Source organism: Serinicoccus sp. CUA-874 (assembly GCF_001942225.1).
Classification (GTDB): Bacteria; Actinomycetota; Actinomycetes; order Actinomycetales; family Dermatophilaceae; genus Ornithinicoccus; species Ornithinicoccus marinus.
In genome coordinates this window covers 64,061-87,959 of the sequence record NZ_MKJZ01000002.1, presented here as the reverse complement: position 1 = coordinate 87,959, position 23,899 = coordinate 64,061, and the positions used below count along the sequence as shown (strand labels likewise).

Annotated in this window: 19 protein-coding genes and 1 pseudogene; 14 read left to right on the top strand and 6 right to left on the bottom strand. The window is 72.9% G+C overall.

The features are described 5' to 3' along the window. Positions 1-145: 145 nt before the first annotated feature. The 6 genes from BJF80_RS17420 to BJF80_RS00960 are packed head-to-tail and all read right to left on the bottom strand — an operon-like array spanning position 146 to position 10,350. On the bottom strand, positions 146-1,660 hold the full coding sequence (locus BJF80_RS17420) for a maltokinase N-terminal cap-like domain-containing protein (protein ID WP_083673374.1): 1,515 nt from the start codon (positions 1,658-1,660) through the stop codon (positions 146-148). Beyond that, complete coding sequence (gene treS, locus BJF80_RS00980; RefSeq protein WP_075810870.1) at positions 1,660-3,432, bottom strand: maltose alpha-D-glucosyltransferase; 1,773 nt, start codon at positions 3,430-3,432, stop codon at positions 1,660-1,662. The genes BJF80_RS17420 and treS overlap by 1 nt, the downstream gene beginning before the upstream one ends. A gap of 10 nt (positions 3,433-3,442) precedes the next feature. Further along, positions 3,443-5,533, bottom strand: a complete 2,091-nt coding sequence (locus tag BJF80_RS00975) for a maltotransferase domain-containing protein (RefSeq protein WP_083673373.1) — start codon at positions 5,531-5,533, stop codon at positions 3,443-3,445. Between the two features lie 43 nt (positions 5,534-5,576). Continuing rightward, entirely contained in the window at positions 5,577-6,560 is a 984-nt protein-coding gene (locus tag BJF80_RS00970) for an FAD-dependent monooxygenase (RefSeq protein ID WP_075810869.1), read from the bottom strand. Beyond that, positions 6,553-8,742: a glycogen debranching protein GlgX gene (gene glgX, locus BJF80_RS00965; protein ID WP_075810868.1), complete on the bottom strand. Its 2,190-nt coding sequence runs from the start codon at positions 8,740-8,742 to the stop codon at positions 6,553-6,555. The genes BJF80_RS00970 and glgX overlap by 8 nt, the downstream gene beginning before the upstream one ends. A 3-nt stretch (positions 8,743-8,745) precedes the next feature. Continuing rightward, positions 8,746-10,350 (bottom strand): polysaccharide pyruvyl transferase family protein, encoded by a 1,605-nt coding sequence (locus tag BJF80_RS00960; protein WP_075810867.1) that lies wholly within the window; start codon positions 10,348-10,350, stop codon positions 8,746-8,748. Positions 10,351-10,616: 266 nt separating this feature from the next. Between BJF80_RS00960 and BJF80_RS00955 the strand changes: the two genes are divergently transcribed. From BJF80_RS00955 to ligA, 14 genes and pseudogenes are all read left to right on the top strand, one after another. Then, on the top strand, positions 10,617-12,026 hold the full coding sequence (locus BJF80_RS00955) for a glycosyltransferase family 2 protein (RefSeq protein WP_075810866.1): 1,410 nt from the start codon (positions 10,617-10,619) through the stop codon (positions 12,024-12,026). Between the two features lie 46 nt (positions 12,027-12,072). After that, on the top strand, positions 12,073-12,696 hold the full coding sequence (locus BJF80_RS19515) for a hypothetical protein (RefSeq protein ID WP_075810865.1): 624 nt from the start codon (positions 12,073-12,075) through the stop codon (positions 12,694-12,696). Then, positions 12,693-13,493 (top strand): enoyl-CoA hydratase/isomerase family protein, encoded by an 801-nt coding sequence (locus tag BJF80_RS00945; protein WP_075810864.1) that lies wholly within the window; start codon positions 12,693-12,695, stop codon positions 13,491-13,493. The genes BJF80_RS19515 and BJF80_RS00945 overlap by 4 nt, the downstream gene beginning before the upstream one ends. Positions 13,494-13,708: 215 nt before the next feature. After that, a complete protein-coding gene (locus BJF80_RS00940) occupies positions 13,709-14,074 on the top strand; it encodes a PadR family transcriptional regulator (protein ID WP_075810863.1) in 366 nt (121 codons plus the stop codon). After that, entirely contained in the window at positions 14,071-14,805 is a 735-nt protein-coding gene (locus tag BJF80_RS00935) for a hypothetical protein (RefSeq protein WP_075810862.1), read from the top strand. The genes BJF80_RS00940 and BJF80_RS00935 overlap by 4 nt, the downstream gene beginning before the upstream one ends. 96 nt (positions 14,806-14,901) lie before the next feature. Further along, the gene (locus BJF80_RS00930) at positions 14,902-15,681 is read left to right on the top strand and encodes an electron transfer flavoprotein subunit beta/FixA family protein (protein WP_075810861.1); all 780 of its coding nucleotides are present in this window, start codon (positions 14,902-14,904) and stop codon (positions 15,679-15,681) included. A 31-nt stretch (positions 15,682-15,712) separates the two neighbouring features. Beyond that, positions 15,713-16,669, top strand: a complete 957-nt coding sequence (locus BJF80_RS00925) for an electron transfer flavoprotein subunit alpha/FixB family protein (protein WP_075810860.1) — start codon at positions 15,713-15,715, stop codon at positions 16,667-16,669. A 212-nt stretch (positions 16,670-16,881) separates the two neighbouring features. After that, entirely contained in the window at positions 16,882-18,129 is a 1,248-nt protein-coding gene (locus tag BJF80_RS00920) for a cysteine desulfurase family protein (RefSeq protein ID WP_075810888.1), read from the top strand. Next, positions 18,129-19,258: pseudogene (gene mnmA, locus BJF80_RS00915) on the top strand (tRNA 2-thiouridine(34) synthase MnmA). Before BJF80_RS00920 ends, mnmA begins: the two are co-directional and overlap by 1 nt. Before the next feature lie 5 nt (positions 19,259-19,263). Further along, positions 19,264-19,956 (top strand): DUF1345 domain-containing protein, encoded by a 693-nt coding sequence (locus BJF80_RS00910; protein WP_075810887.1) that lies wholly within the window; start codon positions 19,264-19,266, stop codon positions 19,954-19,956. Between the two features lie 18 nt (positions 19,957-19,974). Continuing rightward, complete coding sequence (locus tag BJF80_RS19510) at positions 19,975-20,130, top strand: hypothetical protein (protein WP_237767368.1); 156 nt, start codon at positions 19,975-19,977, stop codon at positions 20,128-20,130. After that, positions 20,127-20,960 carry a uroporphyrinogen decarboxylase/cobalamine-independent methonine synthase family protein gene (locus BJF80_RS00905; RefSeq protein ID WP_237767367.1) on the top strand — a complete coding sequence of 278 codons (834 nt, stop codon included), beginning with the start codon at positions 20,127-20,129 and terminating at the stop codon, positions 20,958-20,960. Before BJF80_RS19510 ends, BJF80_RS00905 begins: the two co-directional genes overlap by 4 nt. Positions 20,961-21,028: 68 nt before the next feature. Then, entirely contained in the window at positions 21,029-21,622 is a 594-nt protein-coding gene (locus BJF80_RS00900; RefSeq protein ID WP_022924355.1) for a hypothetical protein, read from the top strand. A gap of 60 nt (positions 21,623-21,682) precedes the next feature. Continuing rightward, a complete protein-coding gene (ligA, locus tag BJF80_RS00895) occupies positions 21,683-23,890 on the top strand; it encodes an NAD-dependent DNA ligase LigA (RefSeq protein ID WP_237767366.1) in 2,208 nt (735 codons plus the stop codon). Positions 23,891-23,899: the final 9 nt, after the last annotated feature.

Here is a 23,899-nt window from a genome sequence, read left to right as displayed (position 1 = left end):
GAGGCGCCGTAGTCGTCGCCGGTGCCGTCCGGCTCGGAGCGGACATCCTGTGCGTCCGACTCGGGTCGGGCAGAGGGGGTTTCTGGCCCGGACGTGGCCTCGTCGGTGACACCCGAGGTGGGGGCGGGGGGTGTGTCGCTCGTGCTCACGGAGGTCTCCTTCGTCGCACCGTCGGCGGGGACGGTGGCGGTGCCTGCTGCAGCTGCGCCGGCGGTCGCGTCGGTGGTGGGGGCCGCCGCGGCCGCCGCAGCCGCGGGTGAGGCGGGCACGGTGGGGGCACCGCGGTGGCGCCCGTCCGCGGCCGGCTCGCCGAGGAGCCGGCGCACCGCAGCGACCGGGATGGCGACCCACTCGGGCCGGTTCTGCGCCTCGTAGCTGACCTCGTAGAGCGCCTTGTCGAGCTCCAGCGCGGCCAGCAGCGCAGCGAGCTCCTCGCGGCGGTCCTCCCCGGAACCGGTGGCGTAGCCGTCGAGGAAGGACTCGCGGGCGGCGGTGGCCCACGAGCCGCGGTCCCCCGCCCCCGAGGCAGCGGCGGAGGCGGCGGCGTAGTCGAAGGAGCGCAGCATGCCCGCCACGTCGCGCAGCGCGAGGTCGGGCTCGGTGCGCTCGGCGAGCGGGCGCAGCGGCTCGCCCTCGAAGTCCAGCAGCACCCAGCCGCGGTCGGGGGCGTCGAGCACCTGACCGAGGTGGTAGTCGCCGTGGATCCGCTGCAGGTCGGCAGGTCGGAGGACTCGAGCTCGGCATACACCCCGAGCACCGGCTCGCGGTAGGCCGAGAGCTCCGGCGCGTCCCGGAAGGCCTGCTCGGCGCGGGTCCGCATCTGCGCGACCAGGGTGGAGCGGCGGTCCGCGGCGGGCCGGGTGCCGAAGGCGTCCCGCAGCACCGCGTGCACGGCGGCCGTGGCGGCGCCCAACGAGCGGGCACTCTCGGTGAAGTCCCGGTCCGCCCCGGCGGCCACGAGCGCGCGCCGCCAGGCGTCCTCGGTGCCGGGCAGGAACTCCTGGGCGAAGGCGAGGTGGCCGTGCGCCTCGCCGCCGCCGGGAGCGACCCAGCGACCCTCGATCGAGCCGACCGGGTCGGGCACCTGTCGCGACCCGCCACGGCTCACCGCGGTCTGGACGGACACGTCCGGGTTGTCCCCCTCGGCGAGCACCCGGAACAGCTTGATGATGACCGGCAGGTCCTCGCCGTGCATGTCGACGATGATCGAGGTGTTGGACTGCTCGCCGGTGAGCACCCGGGAGCTCGCCAGCGCCGGGACGGGACCCTCCGGCGCGAGGCGTCGCGCGTGCGCGGCGGGGACCTCGTGCTCGGCATACATCTCGCGCAGCAGCACGTCGGCGAAGACCGGGTCGTGGGTCGCGTCGTAGATGTAGCGCGTCCCGAGCTCGCTGTGCTCGGCCGTCGCGACGAGCGCGTGCTCGAGGAAGGGCACCGCCTCGGCGCGGTAGGTGAGGGGCACCTGGTAGACGACGGGCTCGGGGCCGGACTCGTCGACGAGGAGGTGGTCGTCGATGCCCACCTCGCCGAACGGGTCCTGCCAGCGGATGCTCGACACGCGCCGCAGCGCCGGAGCACCGGCGCGCTTGCCGCGGTACCACCGCTGCCGGGCCACCCAGGCGGGCAGGAAGTCCTCGAACGTCGGCGTCAGCGTGGCCATCAGGTCCCCTCCGGGGTAGACGTCTCGGGCGTGGCAGCAGCGGCTGCCGGTGCCGGGGGTGCCGGCGGGCGCAGCCCCAGCCAGAAGAAGCCGCGCGACCCCAGCGTGAGGGTGATCGTGCCGTCCGCGGCGACGTCGGGGAAGTTCAGCCCCCCGAAGAGGTCACGGACGTCGGAGCCCCGGAGCCGCTCGGGCAGCGTGATCGTCGTGGCCTGCGGCCGCGAGGAGAGGTTGTTGACGCAGAGCACCGCCGGGTGGCCCTCGCGCTCCTCGTCGTCGGCGTCCTCGCTCTCCGGCAGGGCCCGCGCGAAGGCGAGGACGGCGTCGTTGTCCGCCTCGCAGGGCAGGTAGTCGCCGGTGCCGAAGACCTCGTGCGCGGCGCGGACCTGAAGCATGCCCCGGGTCCAGTGCAGCAGCGAGGAGCCGCTGGCCATCTGGGCCTCGACGTTGACCCCGTTGTGGTGGTAGACGAGCGAGCTGATGACCGGGAGGTAGAGCTTGCCGGGGTCGGCGGTGGAGAAACCGGCGTTGCGGTCCGGGGTCCACTGCATCGGCGTGCGCACCGCGTCACGGTCCTCGAGCCAGATGTTGTCCCCCATGCCGATCTCGTCGCCGTAGTAGAGGCAGGGCGACCCGGGCAGCGAGAGCAGGAGCGCGTTGATGAGCTCGATCTCCTCGCGGGAGTTGTCGAGCAGCGGCGCCAGCCGACGCCGGATGCCGACGTTGGCGCGCATCCGCGGGTCGGGGGCGTACCAGCCGTACATCGCCGAGCGTTCCTCCCCGGAGACCATCTCCAGGGTCAGCTCGTCGTGGTTGCGCAGGAAGGTGCCCCACTGGGTGCCGGCGGGGATCGCGGGGGTCTCCTCCATCACCCGGATGACGGGCTCGGCCTTCTCCTCGCGCAGTGAGTAGTAGAGCCGCGGCATCACCGGGAAGTGGAAGCACATGTGGCACTCCGGCGCCTCGGGCGTGCCGTAGTAGTCCACGACCTCGGCCGGCATCTGGTTGGCCTCCGCGAGCAGCACCCGGCCGGGGTACTCCTCGTCCACCATGGCCCGCAGCGCGGCGAGGAACTCGTGGGTGCGGGGGAGGTTCTCGCAGTTGGTGCCCTCCTCCTCGAAGAGGTAGGGCACGGCGTCGAGCCGGAAGCCGTCGATCCCCAGGTCCATCCAGAAGCGCACGACGTCGAACATCGCCTCGCGCACGGCCTCGTTCTCGAAGTTGAGGTCGGGCTGGTGGGAGAAGAAGCGGTGCCAGAAGAACTGGCGCCGCACCGGGTCGAAGGTCCAGTTGGAGGTCTCGGTGTCGACGAAGATGATCCGGGCGTCGGCATACGCCTCGTCGGTGTCGGACCAGACGTAGAAGTCGCCGTAGGGTCCCTCGGGGTCGGACCGGCTGGCCTGGAACCAGGGGTGCTGGTCAGAGGTGTGGTTCATCACCAGGTCGGTGATGATCCGGATGCCGCGGGCGTGCGCCTGGCTGATGAGCTCGCGGAAGTCGGGCAGGGTGCCGAACTCGGGCAGGACCGCGGTGTAGTCCGCCACGTCGTAGCCGCCGTCCCGCAGCGGCGAGGCGTAGAACGGCGGGATCCACAGGCAGTCGACCCCCAGCCACTGCAGGTAGTCCAGCCGGTTCATCAGCCCGCTGAAGTCGCCGGAGCCGGAGCCGGTCGAGTCGTCGAAGGCCCGCACGAGGACCTCGTAGAAGACCGCCTTGCGGAACCAGTCCGGGTCGTTCCGCAGCCCCGGCTGGTGCAGGTTCAACCCGCGCATCGTGCTCCTCTCAGACCGTCGTCACGTGGATGATGTGCACCGGCTCGTGCCCGTAGCCCGGGCCGAGCTCGACGTAGGGCGCGTCGTCCCACTCCCACGTCGCGCCGGTGACCAGGTCGTGGGCGCGGAAGTGGTCGCCCCAGCTCAGCCCGAGCGCGGGCAGGTCGAGGTGCAGCCGGGAGCCGCGGACGGTGTAGGGGTCGAGGTTGGCGACGACGAGGACCGTGTCCTGTGCCGAGCCGTCCGCGGCACCACCGCCGTGCTTGGAGAAGACCAGCAGGTTCTCGTCCTCGGCCTGGTGGAAGGTGACGTTGCGCAGCCAGTGCAGGCTCGGGTGCTCGCGCCGGATCCGGTTGAGCATCGTCAGCCAGCCGGACAGGTCCGGGCGGCCGTCGGCGGGCTCGTCCCAGCGACGGTCCTTGTACTCGTACTTCTCGTTGTCGACGTGCTCCTCGGCGCCGGGGCGCGGGACGTCCTCGACGTGCTCGAAGCCGGCGTAGATGCCGTAGGTCGGCACCAGCGTGGCGGCCAGCGCGGAGCGGACGAGGTGGGCGGTCACCCCGCCGTTGCTCATGTAGGGCGTGAGGATGTCGTGCGTCGTCGGCCAGAACGAGGGGCGCATGTAGGGCGCGGTCTCGGTCGCCAGCTCGGTCACGTAGTCACGCAGCTCGGCGGCGGTGCTGCGCCAGGCGTAGTAGGTGTAGGACTGCTGGAAACCCGCCTTGGCCAGGGTGCGCATCATCATCGGCTTGGTGAAGGCCTCGGCCAACCAGATGACCTCCGGGTGGTCCTGGGCGACATCGGCGATGAGCCACTGCCAGAAGTTGACCGGCTTGGTATGCGGGTTGTCGACCCGGAAGATCCGCACGCCGTGGTCGATCCACACCTGCACGACGCGCCGGATCTCGGCATACACCGCGTCCGGGGTGTTGTCGAAGAAGACGGGGTAGATGTCCTGGTACTTCTTGGGCGGGTTCTCCGCGTAGGCGATCGAGCCGTCCGCCCGGATCTGGAAGAACTCCGGGTGGCTGGTGGCCCACGGGTGGTCGGGGGAGGCCTGCAGCGCGATGTCCATCGCGACCTCGAGCCCGAGCTCCTCGGCACGGGCGACGAAGGCGTCGAAGTCGTCGAAGTCGCCCAGGTCCGGGTGCAGCGCGTCGTGGCCCCCCTCGGCGGCGCCGATGGCGTAGGGCGAGCCGGGGTCGTGCTCGTCGGCGTCGAGGGTGTTGTTCTTGCCCTTCTTGTTCGTCGAACCGATCGGGTGGACCGGCGTGAGGTAGACGACGTCGAAGCCCATGTCGGCGATCGCCGGCAGCCGCTCCTGGGCGGTCCCGAAGGTGCCGCTGGTCCACAGCCCGGTGTCCGGGTCCTGGGTGGCGCCCTCGGAGCGGGGGAAGATCTCGTACCACGCGCCGGTCAGGGCGAGCGGACGCTCCACGAGGAGGGTGTAGGACGGGGAGGGGCTGACCAGCTCGCGCAGCGGCGTGCGGGCGAGCACGGCCTCGACCTCGGGGGAGGTGCCGGCGTGCAGCCGCTCTGCCACGGGTAACGTGCCGCGGCGCAGGGTGTCGGCCGCGTGCTCGAGCACCTCGCGGTCCACCTCGGTGTGCTCGTCGGCGTCCAGCGAGCGCTCCAGGACGCGCGCGCCCTCCTCGAGCATGAGCTCGACGTCCACGCCCGCCTCGACCTTGATCGTGCCGTCGTGCTCCCAGGTGGCGTAGGGGTCGGACCATCCCTCGACCCGGAACTGCCACACGCCCTCGGTGTCGGCGTGGACCTGCGCCTGCCAGTGCGACAGGCCGGGGTTGGTGCACGTCATCGGCACGTGGTGCTCAGTGCCGTCCGGGTCGACCAGCACCACGGTGGCGTTGACCGCGTCGTGACCCTCGCGGAAGACGGTCGCGGTGACGGTGAAGACCTCACCGGTGACGGCCTTGGTGGGGCGCCGGCCGCCGTCGACGACGGGCTCGACGTCGAGGACGGGGATCCGGCCCAGCGGCTCCTGGCCGAACCTGGCCAGGGCGGAGCGGTCGATGCCGGGGGAGGCGGACGCCGGGGCGTCGGGACGGGACTGGGCGGTCGCGGTCGAGTGCTCGGTCACCTGGCCAAACCTACCCGGCTTCCGTCCGGGAAACCACGCGCGGTCACCCACCCTCCCGAGCGGGTCGTGGGCGGGTCCGCGGGCGGGTGGCCAGGCGCATCAGCGCGGCGGCCCCGAGCGCGCTCGCGCGGGTGGCCGGGAGCCGTGCGGCCTGCCAGCGCAGCAGTGACCCGTGACCGGTCAGCGTGGCCGCCAGGCTGGTCGCGTCGAGCACGGCGTCGGTGGCGCCGCGGCCGAGGTTGGGTGTGCTGGCGTGCGCCGCGTCACCGACCACGACGTAGCGCTCCCGGGCATACCGGCGCAGGGCGGGGACGGTCCAGATGCGGGTCGCCAGGATCCGGTCGTCGGCGGTCTCCAGGTGGCGCCGGATCGTCGCGCAGTCGCCGCCGAAGCGGGTCCTCGCCTGCGCCAGCACCTCGGGCACCTCGAGCGGCTCGGGCCCCAGGTCGCTGCGGTGGGTGGTGAACCAGTAGGACCGACGCGCGTCGAGCGGCACCAGCCCGAAGAGGCGGTCCGGTCCCCAGTACTCGCCGACCTCCGCCGGGTCGGCCGGCCCGGCCAGGCCGCGCAACGCGACCCAGGGGGTCGCGACCCGGTCGGCCCGCTGCACCAGCCCGCGGACCTGGCTGCGCACACCGTCGGCGCCGACGACCAGGTCGGCGTCCAGAGCAGTCGGGTCCTCCACCTCCTGGTGCACCCGCGTCACGCGGGCGGGGACGGCCGCCTCCAGCGCGGCCATCAGGTCGGGCCGTTCCAGCAGGGTGAGCGCCGGCGTCGCCAGGTGCAGCCGGCGGCGACCGTCGACACCGAACAACCCGGCCCGGCCGGGCGGGGCAGGAGGAGGCAGGTCCACGCCCACCCGGCCCAGGGCGCGCACGGCGGCGGGCCACAGCCCGAGGGCGGCGCCGGTGGCTCGCTCCGGCTGCGCCTCGTGCAGGGTCACCTCGACGCAGGAGGGCAGGGCGGCGGCCAGGGTCAGGCCGGCGATGCCGCCACCGACGATCGCGACGCGTCGTGGCCTAGGCATACCCGGGGTCGCCCTGGTCGCCCGGTCCGCCCGTGTCGCCCGGTCCGCCCGTGGCGACGTATGCGGTGAGGACGGTCAGGCTCGTCGCGCCGACCTCGACGACGCCCCCGGACGGGACCGGGCCCGCCCCCTGTCCGGCACCTTCGCTGGAGAAGCGCACGTCCCACCACGTCACGCCGCCGAGGTCGGGCAGCGCGATCGTGGTGCGTCCGGTTCCGGCGTGCAGCAGCAGCGCCACCGCCACGGGCTCGTGGTGGTGCAGCGTGTCGTGCACGACCGTGAGGGTGCAGCGGTGCGGGTCGTTCCACCGGTCCTCGGCCATGACCTCGCCCTGCTCGTCGAACCAGCGCAGCCGGGTCCGGCCGGGCGCGGCGTCGTAGCGGGCGAACTCCGGGCCCCGCAGCAGCGCCAGCTCACGGCGCAGCCGCAGGAGCGCCGTGGTGTCCGCGAGCAGCGCGGTCTGCCACTCCTCGAGGTCCCAGTCCACCCAGGTGAGCTCGTTGTCCTGGCAGTAGGCGTTGTTGTTGCCCTGCTGCGTCCGGCCGAGCTCGTCTCCTGCGACGAGCATGGGGACCCCGGGGGAGAGCAGCAACGTGCCCAGCAGGTTGCGGATCGAGCGGCGCCGGTGCCGCTGCACCTCCGGGTCGTCCGTGGGGCCCTCGACGCCATGGTTCCAGGAGCGGTTGTCGCCGTGCCCGTCCCGGTTGTCCTCGCCGTTGGCGTGGTTGTGCTTGTGCTCGTAGGCCGTGAGGTCGGCGAGGGTGTAGCCGTCGTGCGCCGTGACGAGGTTGACCGAGGCGATGGGGCCCCGGCCGTCGCCGGCGAAGAGGTCCGCCGAGCCGGCGATCCGGGTGGCCAGCTCGCGGACCCCGTGCCCGGGCTGGCCGTGCAGGCGCCGTCCCACGTCCGCCAGCCAGAAGGTGCGCGCCGTGTCGCGGAAGCGGTCGTTCCACTCGGCGAAGACGGCCGGGAACTGCCCCGTGCGCCACCCGTGGACGCCCACGTCCCAGGGCTCGGCGATGAGCTTGACCCGGCTCAGCACCGGGTCGGCCTCCAGCGCGACGTGGAAGGCGTGCTCGCGGTCGTAGGCGTCGTCGCGCCCGCGGGCCAGCGCCGGGGCGAGGTCGAAGCGGAAGCCGTCGACGTGGAAGTCCTCCACCCAGTGGCGCAGCGAGTCCAGCACCATGCGGGCGACCTGCGGGTCCCGCAGGTCCAGCGTGTTGCCGCAGCCGGTGACGTCGATGTCCCGGCCGCGGTCGTCGAGGCGGTAGTAGGTGCGGTTGTCCAGGCCACGGAAGGACAGCGTGGGGCCGTCCCAGGACGACTGCTCCGCGGTGTGGTTGTAGACGACGTCCAGGATGACCTCGATGCCGGCCGCGTGCAGCGCCCGCACTGCACCCTTGACCTCGTCCACGACGCCCTGCGGATCGGTGGCGGCGGCATACCCCGCGTGCGGCGCGAAGAAGCCGAGGGAGTTGTAGCCCCAGTAGTTGGCCAGGCCCCGGCGCACCAGGGCGGGCTCCGAGGTGAAGGCCTGGATCGGCAGGAGCTCCAGGCTGGTCACGCCGAGGCTCGTGAGGTGCTCGACCAGCGCCGGGTGGCCGAGCGCGGCATAGGTGCCGCGGATCTTCTCCGGTATGCCCGGGTGCCGCATCGTGAGCCCGCGCACGTGCGCCTCGTAGAGCACCATCTCGGTCCAGGGCACGTCTGGGCGGGTGTCCTGGCCCCAGTCGAAGACGTTCTGGTCGACCACGACGGAGCGCGGGACGTGGGCGGCGGAGTCGCGGTCGTCGGGCGTCTCCGGGTCGGTCCAGCCGTCACCGCCGACGACGTGGCCGTAGACCTCGGGCGCCCAGGCGACCTCGCCGTCCACGGCGTGGGCGTAGGGGTCGAGCAGCAGCTTGGCGGGGTTGTGCCGGTGGCCCTCGTCCGGCGCCCACGGGCCGTGCACGCGGAAGCCGTAGCGGGCTCCCGCCACCAGCTCGGGCACGACGTCCCACCAGATCCCGTGGGCGTTGCGGCGCAACGGGATCCGGCGCTCGCCCTCGGGGGTGGACAGGCATACCTCGACCGCGCTCGCGTGGCGGGCGAGCACCGCGACCTCGGGCCCGGCGTCGGTGCGGGTCAGGCCGAGCGGGGGCGGGCGCTCGATGCTGCGGCGCGGGCGGACCAGGGCGGCCATGCGTCAGAAGGCGGGGAAGGCGGAGACGAGCCGGTCGGCGTCGAAACGGGGGGCGGGAACCCGGGCGTGGGCGGCGAGAGCGCCCCAGGGCTGGTCCTGGAGCGCGGGGGCTTCGAGGTCCAGCAGCTGGACCGCCTCACGGTCCAGCGTGGTGAAGAAGTCCTCGAACTTGAAGGTGTCGCCGTGCAGCTTCTTCTCCCCGATCCGCAGCCAGGTCCACGGCACCTCGTAGGCCTGGGCGACGACGAGCCCGTGCAGCGAGGACGAGATGCAGGCTCGCGCGCTCGCGATCTGGTCCACCACCTCCTCCGGCCCCTGGCGCACGTCTACGACCACCACGTCGTCGGGCAGTTGCGGCGGGACCAGGTCGAGGTGCATGTAGTGCGGCACCAGGGCAATCCGGTCGCGGGTGTGCGACGACGGCCTGGGGGTGTACCACCGGGGGAGGAGGAGAGCCGGGTCGCCGTAGACCTCCGGGACGCTCCAGCCGAGGTCCCGGCCCAGGGCCTCTCTGGTGAGGCGGCCGCGCACGGCGTGGACCTCCCGGGGCGCCCGCTCGGCGAGGTGGGCGACCTTGGTGGGCGACAGGCCCCCGATGAGACCCGATCCCCAAATGCGTGCCCCGGGTCGCTCGAGGTGCGCGGCGATGGAGCCGACCGTGAACAGGCCCGGGTCCTCGGAGGGGAACGAGCGCACGTTGATCGCGGGTCGCCCGGTGAGGCTCTGGACGATGAGGGGTCCCAGGACGTCGCCGAAGTTGGGTTTGGCGTCCCACCACTGTGTGGGGACGAGACCGGACTCCTCGGGCCGGGGGCCGGCGTCGAGGAAGAGCCGGAAGCGGTCGATCAGCGCGGTGAGCCCCTGTGCGGCCCGGGCCTCGTCCGAGGGCCCCTCGGGGAGGCGTGCCACGTGGTGCAGCTCGACCCCGTGGCGTCGCACCATCCGCGCCTCACCCACGAGCGTGTTGCGCAGGAAGCGGGCGGAGGTCCGGCCGCGCGGCCGCGCGGTGATCTCCCAGCCCGCCTCGGCCCGGGCGACCTCCAGGCTGACATCCAGCCCGGGGACGAGGTGATCGAAGCAGACGGCGTCCCGCGTGGGGAGGTGGTAGCCGACGTCGGCGGCGCCGAGGGCGGCTCTGAGCTGCGCGGCCAGCGCCGGCGCGAGCGAGGCCAGCGAGGGATCGACGGAGCGAGGGTCGACCTGCGCCGCCGCAGGGCCGGTGACGGGGGGATGCGTGAGGCGGCCCGGGCGTCGGCGCAGGCTCAGGTTGCCCCGCTGGGTGACGTAGGGCTCGACGAGCGGCAGCGAGGCCCGGACGGCTGACCGGTCGGCCTGCACCCGGATGTCGTGCCGGGTCCGGCGCAGCCCGGCGAGGAGCAGGACGGAGACGTCGTGGGTGCCGGTGGCCAGCCGCTCGAGATCGGCCGCGGACAGGACGCCGCGCAGGTGGACGGTCGCGCCGGTGCGGCTGACCTCGTCCAGCGCGACGGGGACGAGGTCGTGCCCGCCCCGTGCCCGCAGCTCGGCGATCGCACGGTGGCCGGTCCCCGCCGCCTGCACCACGATCTCCAGGGTCAGGTCGTCCAGGGGTCCACGACGCAGCTCCACCAGGCGGGCGGACGGGGTCGTCGTCCCGGCACGCCGACGGACTGCTCGTGCCAGCCCGAGGAACCGTCGTCCACCGACACCTGACACGTCGACCAACACCCATCCTTCGAAGAGTCCGGCCCGGTGGCGGGACGGAGGGAAACTCTATCCAACGCCTACCGACGAGCCCCGGACACGGCTCGGGCCGCTGTGCTACAACTCGTGGAGCCGTGGACCGCCCGCGGCGCCGGGCACGTGGGGAACCTGTCGTCCGTCAGGAGGCGAGCATGAGCACCGAGGCACCGTCCGCACCCCCGCAGGATGAGGCGGTCCGGGTCTCCGTCGTCGTGCCGGTCTACAACGCCATGCCCTACCTGCAGACGCTGATGGACTCCCTGCTCGCTCAGGACCTCGGGCCGGAAGCCTACGAGGTCGTCGCTGTCGACGACGGCTCGAGCGACGACGGTCCCCAGCTCCTGGACGACCTCGCGGCGACCCACCGGCAGCTGCGCGTCGTCCACCAGGACAACAGCGGGTGGCCGGGGATCCCGCGCAACCGGGGCACCGCGCTCGCCCGGGGGCGATACGTGTTCTACGCCGACGCCGACGACGTGATGGCGCCCGACGCCCTGCGTCGGATGGCGGACCTGGCGGACGAGCACGGCAGCGACGTCGTGGTCCCGCGCTCGCTCGGCGTCGGGCGCTACGTCCCGGACCTGTTCGCGCAGACCCAGGTGGACGCCGACCTGGAGAAGGTCTTCCGCACCCTGACGCCGCAGAAGTTGTTCCGCCGCAGCTTCCTGGAGCGGGAGGGGCTCTCCTTCCCGGAGGAGAAGGTGCGGCTCGAGGACGGGATGATGCTGGCTCGGGCCTACCTGCTCGCCGACCGTGTCTCCTTCCTGGGCGGTGACGTCGCCTACCACCTGATCTCCCGCGACGACGGGCAGAACATCAGCGTCCAGGCCTTCGACCCCGACGGCTACACCTGGTCGATCGGTGAGGTCGCCCGGCTGATCCGGGAGAACGATCCCGACACGGCGCGGGCCGACCGGGTGGTGCTCGACCTGTACCGGCGCAAGTGCCTGAAGTTCTACCAGCCCGCGCGGTGGTCGACGATGCCGAGGGCGCGCCGGGAGAAGTTCCTGGCCGCGCACCGCCGGTTCATGGACGTCCACATCCCGCCGGCCCTCGAGGACCAGCTGGCCGAGCCCTTCCGCGCCCGCTCGCGACTGGTGCGCGCAGGCGACGCCGCCGGCCTGGACCTCGAGGCCCGGGAGAGCCGGGACCGTGCCCTCGTGGCGGCGCTCGTGGCCTCGGCGACGTGGCGGCGACTCGGAGGTCTGCGCCTGTCCGTGGAGGTCCACGGTGCACGGGCCGGGGAGGAGCACCGGCCGCTCCACCTGGTCCTGCGTCGACGAGGGGGGGACGTCGTGGAGACCCTCGACCTCGGTTCGCCAGGCCGTGTCGAGCAGCCCGAGGGGCGGCCGTGCGTCTCCGTCTTCGACGTGAGCGTCCCGACGGCCGCGCTCTCCGCCGGGGCCGGGACCACGCTGGACCTCTACATCCAGGTCGAGGGGGAGAAGGACCGGACGCGCCTGGCGGCACCGTTGGTGTCGGTGCTCCCGCCGGCCCGCTCCGGGAACCGGGTCTACAGCACCGTGCAGAACAACCTCAGCATCGAGTGCGGCGCCGGCTGACCCGGGTCGGGGCGCTGGGCCGCGGCCGAGCCGTTACGTTGGATCCATGAGTGATCCGACCTCGCTGCCCAACTTCCCGCCCCCGCCGCAGGAGCACCCGCTGACCGGCCGGGTCCTCGACGCGCTGCAGGACCTGCAGATGTCGCCCAACCTCGACAAGGCCGGTGACGTCTCTTTCGAGGTGCAGAACCAGAAGCTCTTCGTCAAGGTCATCGAGGGCGAGCAGTTCGACATCATGCGCGTCTTCGGCCAGTGGCAGATCGCCAGCAGCGTCCCCGACGAGATGCTCACCCGGCTCAACGGCTGCAACGACGTGACGCTCGGCGTCAACCTGGTCAAGGCCGGGATCGCCTCCGGCAACCTGGTGCTCGCGGTCGAGCAGATCATCGCCCGCGCCGAGAAGCCCAAGCCCAAGATCCAGATCGCGACGGGCCTGCTGCTGCAGGCGCTGCAGCTGTGGCACCGCAACGTCGTCGCGAAGTCCCAGGCCGAGCAGGGCCTGGAGCCCGAGCTGCCCGAGGGCGCCCCGGAGGGCACCGAGGTCGGGCCATGGCTGTCGGTCGGGCCGCAGGGACGTTCCGGTGGTGGTCAGGGCGCGCCGGGCGGTGGCGGCGTCGGCGAGGACACACCCGACGCCCCCGGCGAGGGCTCCCCGCGGGACGACTCGTGAGCAGGACCGTCCCCACCGCCAGCGACTTCGTCCGGGTCGAGGTCGAGGAGGGGGTCGGGACCATACGGGTCGACCGGCCGAAGATGAACCCGCTCTCGATCGAGGTGCAGGACGCCCTCGGCGAGGCCGCCGGGATCGTCGCGGACGACGACGAGGTTGCCGCGGTCGTGCTCTACGGCGGCGAGAAGGTGTTCGCGGCGGGCGCGGACATCAAGGAGATGCAGGACATGTCCTACACGGACATGGTCCGGCGCGCCCCGGTCATCCAGGAGTGTTTCTCCGCCGTCGCGCGCATCCCCAAGCCGGTCGTCGCCGCGATCGAGGGGTATGCCCTCGGCGCCGGCAACGAGCTCGCGCTCTGCGCCGACTTCCGGGTCGCCGCGTCGGACGCCAAGCTCGGCCAGCCGGAGATCCTGCTCGGGGTCGTCCCCGGGGCCGGGGGGAGCCAGCGGCTGGCGCGGCTCGTCGGGCCGGCCAGGGCCAAGGACCTGGTCTTCACCGGGCGCATGGTCGAGGCCGACGAATCGCTGGCCATGGGGCTGGTAGACCGGCTCGCGGAGCCGGGGCAGGCATACCAGGTGGCGCGGGAGATGGTCTCGGGCTACGTCGGCGGCCCCGCCCTCGCGCTGCGCGCGGCCAAGGAGGCGATCGACCGCGGCCTGGACGGTGACCTCGAGACCGGGCTCGCCATCGAGGCGATGCAGTTCGCCGGCGTCTTCGCCACCGAGGACCGCAAGATCGGCATGACCTCCTTCGTGGAGGAAGGACCGGGCAAGGCGCGCTTCACCGGCCGCTGACCACCGAGCGTCGCTCGTGGTTGCCCCACGCCCGACCGAGCCTCGCCTGTGGTTGTCTCACCCCCGACCGAGCGTCGCCTGTGGTTGCCGACGGCCTCGCTGCCCACCACACGCGACGCTCGGTGGGTCTCTGGGTGTCCACCAGCGACGCCCGATCGGCAAGTGGAGAACGTGACTAGTTGACATGGCTGACTAGTCAGAGACATGATCTAGTCATGGAAGGCGATCAGTGGCCGGGCGAGTGGCTCCGCGGCGTGCTCGGGGTGTGCGTGCTGCGCATCCTGCTCGACGGGCCGAGCTACGGCTACGCCATCACCCAACGCCTCGGCGAGGCCGGGCTGGGCACGGTCAAGGGGGGCACCCTCTATCCCCTGCTCGCCCGCCTCGAGGACGCCGGGCACCTGGCGGTCGAGTGGCGCCCCGGCGAGGGCGGACCCGGCCGCAAGTTCTACGCCCTGACCGAGCAGGGACGTCATCACGCCGGTGAGCAAGCCGCTCGCTGGGCCGACTTCACCACTGTCACGCGGGGGCTGACCGATGCGGCCGCCCGCACCCCCGAGCCGGAAGCGAGCACGCCATGAACGCCACCTCCAAGCGCCCCACCGCCAACCCCGAGCGGCTCGCCCCCAACGTAGAGCCCCGGTGGGTGCGCGCCTTCGTCACCGAGCAGAACCTGCGCGGTGTCGCGCCACGCGTCATCGGCGACCAGCTCGCCACCGTCGAGAGCCACGTCCGGGAGGCGGGCGAGCCCGCCGCCGAGGCCTTCGGCGAACCCGTCGCGTATGCCCGTGCGCTGCCGGAGGGGGAGCCGTGGCGGCTGGGCCGGCGCTCCGTTGTCGAGCTGGTCCTCGGCCTCGCGGGGATGCTGCTCGTCCTGGACGGCTTCCAGGCCTGGCTGGCCGACGGCCCGGTCCGGATCACGACCGGCTACCTCGCCGTCCTGGCGATCACCGCGCTCTGCACGGCCGCCCTCCTGCTCCGCCTGACGGCGCTGCTGCGGCTGGTCGTGGACCGGCCCGCGCTGGCCTGGGGCGTCATGATCGCGCCGTTCGCGGTCTTCGTGGTCTGCCTGCTCCTGCTGCGCGCCGAGGTCGCGACGCTCCCCGTGCTGCCGGTCGCCCTCCTCGGGGTGGTGGCCCTCGCGGCCTCGAGCACGCTGGCCGCGCTCAACCCGGAGGAGGAGGACGAGATCACCGGCCCGGGCGAGGCGCCTCGTCGCAGCGCCGTGGCCCGCCGGGTCGGCGTCCTGCTCTACCCGCTGCTCACGCTGGCCGTCATGGCGATCACCTGGGTGCCGACGCTCTTCGCGTGACCCGGCTCCCGGCATACCTCTCCCGGGTGTCGTTGACGCGCGCGTCAAGTGGCATCATGGCGTCAACGACCACCCACAACCACGAGGACGTGAGCAGTGAACATCGTCGTCTGTGTGAAGTACGTGCCCGACGCTCAGGGCGACCGCGCCTTCGAGGCGGACCACACCACCGACCGTGAGGGCGTGGACGGCATCCTCTCCGAGCTGGACGAGTATGCCGTCGAGGAGGCTCTCAAGATCGTCGAGGCGGGCGAGGGCGAGGTGACGGTGCTCACCATGGGCCCGGACGACGCCGCCACCGCCGTCAAGAAGAGTCTGCAGATGGGTGCCGACAAGGGCGTGCACGTCCTCGACGACGCCATCGCCGGTTCGGACTCGGTCGCCACGTCGCTGATCCTGGCCGAGGCGATCCAGAAGATCGGCGACGTCGACCTGGTCCTCACCGGCCTGGCCTCGACCGACGGCGTGATGTCCGTCGTGCCGGCGATGCTCGCCGAGCGCCTGGGTATGCCGCAGGTCACCTTCGCCTCCGAGCTCACCGTCGAGGGCGGGTCGGTGACGATCCGGCGCGACAACGAGTCCGTCTCCGAAACCGTCGAGGCCAGCCTGCCGGCCGTCGTCTCGGTCACCGACCAGATCAACGAGCCGCGCTATCCCTCCTTCAAGGGCATCATGGCGGCCAAGAAGAAGCCGGTGGAGACCTGGGGCCTGGACGACCTCGGCATCGACGCCGCCCAGGTCGGGCTCGGGGCCGCCTGGACGATGGTCACCGACACCCAGGCGCGCGCGCCGCGCGAGGCCGGTCAGGTCGTCACCGACGAGGGCCAGGGCGGCGAGGCGCTCGCCCAGTTCCTCGCCGACCGCAAGCTGGCCTGACCCGACCACGACATCCCAAGGAGCCATCGACATGAGTGAAGTCCTCGTCCTGGTCGACCACGTCGACGGAGACGTCCGCAAGACCACCGCCGAGATGCTGACCGCCGCCCGTCGCCTGGGTGAGCCGTCGGCCGTCTTCGTCGGGCAGGGCTATGCCGCGGCGAAGGAGGACCTCGCGCGCTACGGCGCCGCCAAGGTCTACCTCGCCGAGGACGCCGTCTACACCGACCACCTCGTCGCGCCCGTCGCCGAGCTGCTGGCCGACCTCGTCGGCCGGGTCTCGCCGGCCGCGGTCCTGGTCGCCTCGACCAACGACGGCAAGGAGGTCGCCGGGCGGCTCGCGATCAAGACCGGGTCCGGCATCGTCACCGACGCGGTCGACGTGCAGCCGGTCGACGGCGGTGTCGGCACGACCCAGTCGGTCTTCGCCGGCAACTACACGGTCACCACCACCGTCACCCGCGGCACCCCGGTCGTCACCGTCAAGCCCAACAGCATCAGCGCCGAGGAGGCACCCGCCAGCCCGGCTGAGGAGGCCGTCTCGGTCGAGGTGTCCGAGGTGGCGAGGGCGGCCCGGGTCACCGCCCGGGCGGAGAAGGAGAAGTCGGACCGGCCCTCGCTGACCGAGGCCTCGATCGTCGTCTCCGGCGGGCGCGGCACCGGCGGCGACTTCGGCCCGGTCGAGTCCTTCGCCGACTCCCTCGGGGCCGCGGTCGGGGCGTCCCGCGCCGCCGTCGATGCCGGGTGGTACCCGCACTCGCACCAGGTCGGCCAGACCGGCGTCTCGGTCAGCCCGCAGCTGTATGTCGCGGCCGGCATCTCCGGCGCGATCCAGCACCGCGCCGGCATGCAGACCTCGAAGGCCATCGTCGCCATCAACAAGGACGAGGAGGCCCCGATCTTCGAGCTCGTGGACTTCGGCGTCGTCGGCGACCTCTTCACCGTCCTGCCGCAGGCGGCTGAGAAGGTGCAGCAGCACAAGGGCTGAGTCGGGCACCCGGCATACCGGGGGAAGCGACCCCTCGGGATGACCTGGGCAAGGTTGCGCACCGCAGACGGCGTCGAGAGCGATGCTTCTGGTGCACAGCCTTGCCCAGGTCGCCGCAGGGTCGCGGTATGCCCCAGCCTGACGCGGGCGCGACCCGTCCCGCGCGCGGGTGCGCCCGACCCGACCGGCCGCTCGTAGACTGGCTGACCGTCATGAGCACCCCACCCAGCCCGCAGCCCCAGGCCGCCCACGCCTACCTCGACCACGCCGCGACGACGCCGGTGCTGGACGAGGTGGTCGAGGTGGTCGCGCGGGAGATGCGGCAGACCGGCAACGCCAGCTCGCTGCACGACCCGGGCCGCCGGGCGCGGCGGGTGGTCGAGGAGTCTCGCGAGCAGGTCGCGGAGGCCCTGGGCGTCCGGCCGTCCGAGGTGATCTTCACCTCCGGCGGCACCGAGGCCGACAACCTCGCGGTCAAGGGCACGTATGCCGCGCGACGGGCCGCCGACCCGCGGCGGGACCGGCTCGTCGTCAGCGGCATCGAGCACCACGCCGTCCTCGACCCGGTCGAGCACCTGGTCACCCACGAGGGTGCCCGGGTCACCTGGGTCGAGCCGGACGCCCAGGGCAGGATCACCGTCGAAGCGCTCCGGCAGGCGCTCGACGCCGACGGTGGGCCCGAGACCGTCGCCCTCGCGAGCGTCATGTGGGCCAACAACGAGGTCGGCACGATCCAACCGGTGTCCGAGCTCGCGACCATCGCCCACGAGCACGGCATACCGGTGCACTCCGACGCCGTGCAGGTGCTGGGGCAGGCCCCGCTCGACCTGAGCCAGGTGGACCTGGGAGTAGTCACCGGCCACAAGATCGGCGGGCCGCTCGGGGTCGGCGTGCTGACCGCCGGCCGCGACCAGGCCCCGGTGCCGCTGACCCACGGCGGTGGCCAGGAGCGCGGACTGCGCTCGGGCACGCTCGACACCCCGGCCATCGCCGGTCTCGCGCTCGCCGTCACGCACGCCGCGGAGCACCAGGCCAGCCACGCCCGCCACCTCGCCCGGCTCCGCGACGCCCTCGTCGAGGGCGCGCTCGCCCTCGACCCCGGCATCAGCGTCTCCGGCCCCTGGACCCGTGGCGACACCACGGCACGCCTCGCCGGCAACGCCCATCTCCAGGTCGCCGACTGCGAGGGCGACTCGCTGCTCTACCTGCTCGACGCGGCCGGCATCGCCTGCTCGACCGGCTCCGCCTGCCAGGCCGGGGTGCCGCGACCGAGCCACGTGCTGCTGGCGATGGGCATACCGGAGGAGCAGGCGCGAGGTGCGCTGCGGCTCACCCTCGGGCACGGGTCGAGCCAGGCCGACGTCGACGCCTTCCTCGCCGCGCTGCAGCCCGCCCTCGACCGCGCCCGGCGCGCGCACGCCGCGAGCCGCCGCCCGAGCACCCCGGCGAGGAGCGCCTGATGCGGGTCGTCGCCGCCATGAGCGGCGGGGTCGACTCCGCCGTCGCCGCCGCGCGCATGCTCGACGCCGGTCACGAGGTCGTCGGCGTGCACCTGGCGCTCGCCCAGTCCGCCTCCACCCTGCGCGAGTCGGCGCGCGGCTGCTGCACGATCGAGGACGCCGGGGACGCGCGCAGGGTCGCCGACCGGCTCGGCATCCCGTTCTACGTCTGGGACATGGCGCAGCGCTTCCGCGAGGACGTGGTCGAGGACTTCGAGCGGGAGTATGCCGCCGGCCGCACCCCGAACCCCTGCCTGCGCTGCAACGAGAAGATCAAGTTCGCCGCGCTGCTGGATAAGGCGCTCGCGCTCGGCTTCGACGCGGTCGCCACCGGGCACTACGCCCAGATCGAGGAGCACGAGGACGCCTCGCGCCGGGCGGGGTGCGCCGCGAGCTGCACCGCGCGGTCGACCTTGCGAAGGACCAGTCGTACGTCCTCGGTGTGCTCGACGCCGACCAGCTGGCCCGCAGCTTCTTCCCGCTGGGCGACACCACCAAGCCGCAGATCAGGGACGAGGCGCGGCGGCGCGGGTTCTCGGTCGCGAAGAAGCCGGACAGCCACGACATCTGCTTCATCGCCGACGGCGACACCCGCGGCTACCTGGCGAAGCGGCTCGGCGCCGAGCCGGGGCCGATCGTCGACGCCGACGGGGAGGTGCTGGGCGAGCACGGGGGCGCGCACGGCTACACCGTCGGGCAGCGGCGTGGTCTGGGGCTCAAGGTCCCGCCCGCCGACGGCAGCAAGCGGTATGTCGTTTCCACCGACACCCGCACCAACACCGTCGTCGTCGGCCCGGAGGAGCTGCTCGGCGTGGACCTCGTCGAGGGCGACCACCTGCGCTGGTGCGGCGCACCGCCGCCGGTCGGCACCGAGCTGGCCCTGGGGGCGCAGATCCGGGCCCACGGCCAGGAGTACGCTGCCCGGGTGAGCGTGGGGACGCAGGGGGATGAGGGCATACCTGCGGGGGTCACGGTGCGGCTCGCCGAGCGGATCCGGGGCGTCGCGCCCGGACAGTCCGTGGTGCTCTACGACGGGACGAGGGTGGTGGGGTCGGCCACCATCGCGAGCACGGGGAGGGCCGCGTGCTGAGCCGGATGCGCAGCTGGCCCTGGTGGCTGCCGGAATCGCGGCGCACCGTGCCGGTGATCCTCCTGTCCCTGCCGGTCGCCCTGCTCGTGCGCGGACGCCCGCGCAGCCTCGAGGAGATCCCCTCCCACGTCAGCGACAGTGCGGTGATCTTCCTGCTCGTCTACCTCGTCATCTACACGGTCTTCACGCTCGTGGTGCTCGTCCGCTCCTCGCGGGCCGAGATGGAGGAGTGGGCGCGTGCCGAGGACCGCGGCTCCTGGGCGCAGCGCTACGTCTACGGCACCGCGCCCGGGCCGGGGGTGTCACTCTTCATCGGGGCGGCGGCGCTGCTGGTCACCATCGTCTGGATGCCCGGGGAGGTGATCGAGAACTCGGCCTTCTCGGCCGGGCTGCGGGTGCTGCTCGGGGTCTCGCTCGTCGTGGTGTCGTGGGTCGCGGTCGCCGTATCCTTCACCGTCGCCTACCTCGTCGAGGACGTGCAGAGCGGGGGCAAGGCCCTGGGCTTCCCGGGCAAGGAGGTGCACTACCGCCCGCTCGCCGACTATGCCTACCTCGCCGTCGCCGTCTCGACGACCTTCGGCACCACCGACGTCGACCTGCGGACGGGTCAGGTGCGCCGGACCGCCACGGTGCACACCGTCGTCGCCTTCGTCTTCAACACCGTCGTCCTCGCGGTCGTGGTCAGTCTGCTCGCCTGAGCACCTAGAGTGTCCGCCGTGGTCGACGTCACCGGCATCGGATCCTGGCCCGGCACCCGGGTGCGCGAGGCGCTCGCGGTGGTGCGGGGTGAGCTCGCGCAGGGCGCCGCGGACGGCGTCCGACCCATCCCGTACCTGCCCGAGCTGCCTGCTCGCGGCCCCGGCGCGACATGATCGGCCGGGCCGCGCACCTGCTCGTCGACCTGCCGGTGGACCTCCAGCCGCAGGGGTGGCGGCTCGTCGACCGCCCGGGCCGCGACGCCGAGCGCGCCGCCTCGCTGCTCGCCGAGGACCTGGACGAGCTCGCCGAGGCCTTCGACGGGTATGCCGGTCCGCTCAAGGTCCAGGTCGCCGGCCCCTGGACGCTTGCCGCGGCGCTGTGGCGGCCGCTCGGCGACCGCGTGCTCGGCGACGCCGGCGCGACCCGGGACGTGGTGGACTCGCTGACCGAGGGGATCGGGGCATACCTGGGGCGGGTGCAGGCCCTGGTGCCCGGCGCCGAGCTGGTGCTGCAGGTCGACGAGCCCTCGCTGCCGACCGTCCTCCGGGGCCGGGTGCGCTCGGAGTCGGGCTACAGCGTGCTCCGGACGCCGGAGCGCGGCGAGGTCGTGCCGGCGCTGCGGCAGGTCCTCGACCAGCGCGGCGCGCGGACGACCGGGGTGCACTGCTGCGCCGGCGACCCCCCGGTCGACGTGCTGGCCGGGAGCGGCGCCGACTTCGTCGCGCTCAACCTGGAGCAGGTGGGGCGTGGCCGCTTCGAGCAGGTCGCCGCGGCGGTGGAGGGTGGCGTGCGACTGTGGGCCGGTGTGGACCCGTGGTCACCGGATCCTGCCGAGCCCTTGCTACGTCGGTGGCAGGAGGTGGGGCTGTCACCGGCCGCTCTCGCCGAGGTCGGTCTGACCCCGCCGTGCGGACTGGCCTCCGCCGCGCCGGACGATGCGCTCGACGCGACGCGCGGGCTCGTCCAGGGTGCGCTCAGGCTCGCTGAGCGTGCTGACGCCTGAATCACACCCGTCCCGCTAGGCTACGGGCGTCACGCGTGCGCACCGGCACGCTCCACGGAAGGGGAATCATGACGCAGAACCCGGGCCAAGACCCGTACCAGCACGACCCGAACGCGCCGCAGCCCGAGGGCGGCTACCAGTCGGCGCCCAGCTACGACAACGCCGGCGCCGGCCACGGCGGTCCGGTCGCCAAGCCGGGCTCGGTGGGTCTGGCCGAGAAGCTCATGTATGCCGGTGGTGCCCTGGCGCTCGTCAGCGGCATCCTGGCGCTCACCACCCCGGAGGACCAGCTGCGCCAGCAGGTCGAGGAGCAGCTCGAGGCCTCCGGTCAGGCGGTCGACCCGGCCATCGTGGACGCCTCGGTCTCCAGCGCTCCCATCATCGGCCTCGTGACGGCGATCATCATCGCCGCCATCTGGTTTCTCATGGGCTTCCTCAACGGCAAGGGCAAGAGCTGGGCGCGCATCGTCGCGACCATCCTCGGTGTCATCAACGTGGTGACGACCCTGCTCAGCCTCATCGGCACGAGCATGATGCCGGGCTCCGCGGCGGGCGGCACGCTCAACCTCGTCCTGTCGCTGGTCAGCGCTGTCCTCGCGGCGGTCATCGTCTTCATGCTGTGGAAGAAGGAGTCGACGGCCTACTTCAAGAGCACCAGCTGAGCCGGGTCTGAACGGCCAGCACGAGGGGCTGGTGTCGGTGGCGTGCAGCACAATGAGCACGTGACCGACGCCAGCCCCTCGACGCATACCCCCGCCGCCGCCGACGAGGCCCCGCCGCCCGAGGACGCGCGGCGCCGCGCGACCGAGCTCGCCGAGCAGATCCGGGGCCACCAGTTCGCCTACTACGTGCGCGACGCGCCGACGGTGAGCGACGGGGAGTTCGACGCGCTGCTGCGTGAGCTGGAGGAGCTGGAGGAGGAGCACCCGGCGCTGCGCACCCCGGAGAGCCCGACCCAGCAAGTCGGCGGCACCTTCTCCACCGAGTTCACCGCGGTCGACCACCGCGAGCGCATGCTCAGCCTCGACAACGCCTTCTCGCCGCAGGAGCTGGACGAGTGGTTCGAGCGGGTCGAGCGCGAGGCCGGCGGTGCGGAGGTGCACTACCTCTGCGAGCTCAAGATCGACGGACTGGCGGTCAACCTGCTCTACCAGGACGGCGTCCTGACGCAGGCCCTCACCCGCGGCGACGGCCGCACCGGGGAGGACGTCACCCTCAACGTCCGCACCATTGAGGGGGTGCCGCACCGGCTGACCCCGCCGACCGAGCAGCCCGCGACGTCTCCGGACGTCCCCAGCGAGATCCCTGCCCTGGTGGAGATCCGCGGCGAGGTCTTCTTCCCGCTCGAGGGCTTCACCGAGCTCAACGCCTCCCTGGTCGAGGCGGGCAAGGCGCCCTTCGCCAACCCGCGCAACTCGGCGGCCGGGTCGCTGCGGCAGAAGGACCCCCGCGTCTCGGCCAGCCGCCCGCTGCGCATGCTCGTGCACGGGATCGGAGCGCGCACCGGCTTCGACATCACCCGCCAGTCGCAGGCGTATGCCGTGCTCGGCGCCTGGGGGATGCCGGTCAGCGACCGCGCGAGGGTCGTCTCCACCCGGGCCGAGGTGCACGACATCGTCCGCTACTACGGCGAGCACCGGCACGACGTGGAGCACGAGCTCGACGGGGTGGTCGTCAAGGTCGACGAGGTGGCCGTGCAGCGCCAGCTCGGGGCGACCTCGCGGGCCCCGCGGTGGGCCATCGCCTACAAGTACCCGCCCGAGGAGGTCACGACGAAGCTGCTCGACATCAGGGTCGACGTCGGCCGCACGGGGCGGGTCACGCCCTACGGGCTGATGGAGCCGGTGCTCGTCGCCGGGTCGACCGTCGAGCGGGCCACCCTGCACAACCAGCACGAGGTCCGGCGCAAGGGCGTGCTCATCGGCGACACCGTGGTGCTGCGCAAGGCCGGCGACGTCATCCCCGAGATCCTCGGCCCGGTCGCCGACCTGCGCACAGGGGAGGAGACCGAGTTCGTCATGCCGACGCACTGCCCGTCCTGCGGCACCGAGCTGGCCGAGCAGAAGGAGGGGGACAAGGACATCCGCTGCCCCAACAGCAAGGAATGCCCGGCACAGCTGCGGGAGCGGCTCTTCAGCCTGGCCGGGCGGGGCGGCTTCGACATCGAGGCGCTGGGCTACGAGGGCGTCACCGCGCTGCTCGACGCCGGGGTCATCCGCAACGAGGCGGGCCTGTTCGGGCTGGCCCACGGCACCCCGGAGCAGCCGCCCACCGCCGAGGAGGAGCGCGCGGACCGCGAGCGCCTCCTGGCGGTGCCGCTGTTCACCCGGTCGGCCAAGAAGGCGGACCCGCCGGAGACCGTGGTCGAGGGCCGGGTGCTCTCCGCCAACGGCGAGCGGCTGCTGGCGCACCTGCGCGGGGCGAAGGACCAGCCGCTGTGGCGGGTGCTCGTCGCGCTGTCCATCCGGCATGTCGGGCCGACGGCGGCGCGGGCGCTGGCGACCGAGTTCGGGTCGATGGAGGCCATCCGGTCGGCCTCCGTGGAGGAGTTGGCCGCGACCGAGGGGGTGGGCCAGATCATCGCCGAGTCGGTGGTCGCGTGGTTCGACGTCGACTGGCACCGGGAGGTCGTCGAGCAGTGGGCCGCCGACGGGGTGCGCATGGCGGACGAGCGTGACGCCTCGATCGAGCGCACGCTGGAGGGGAAGACGGTGGTCGTGACCGGCTCGCTCGAGGGTTTCTCGCGGGACGAGTCCAAGGAGGCGATCATCGCCCGCGGCGGCAAGGCGGCCGGGTCGGTGAGCAAGAAGACCGACTACGTCGTCGTCGGCGCCAACGCCGGGTCCAAGGCCGCCAGGGCCGAGGAGCTGGGGGTCCCGGTGCTCGACGAGGAGGGCTTCGCGCGGCTGCTGGCGTCGGGCGAGCCCTGATCGACGGGG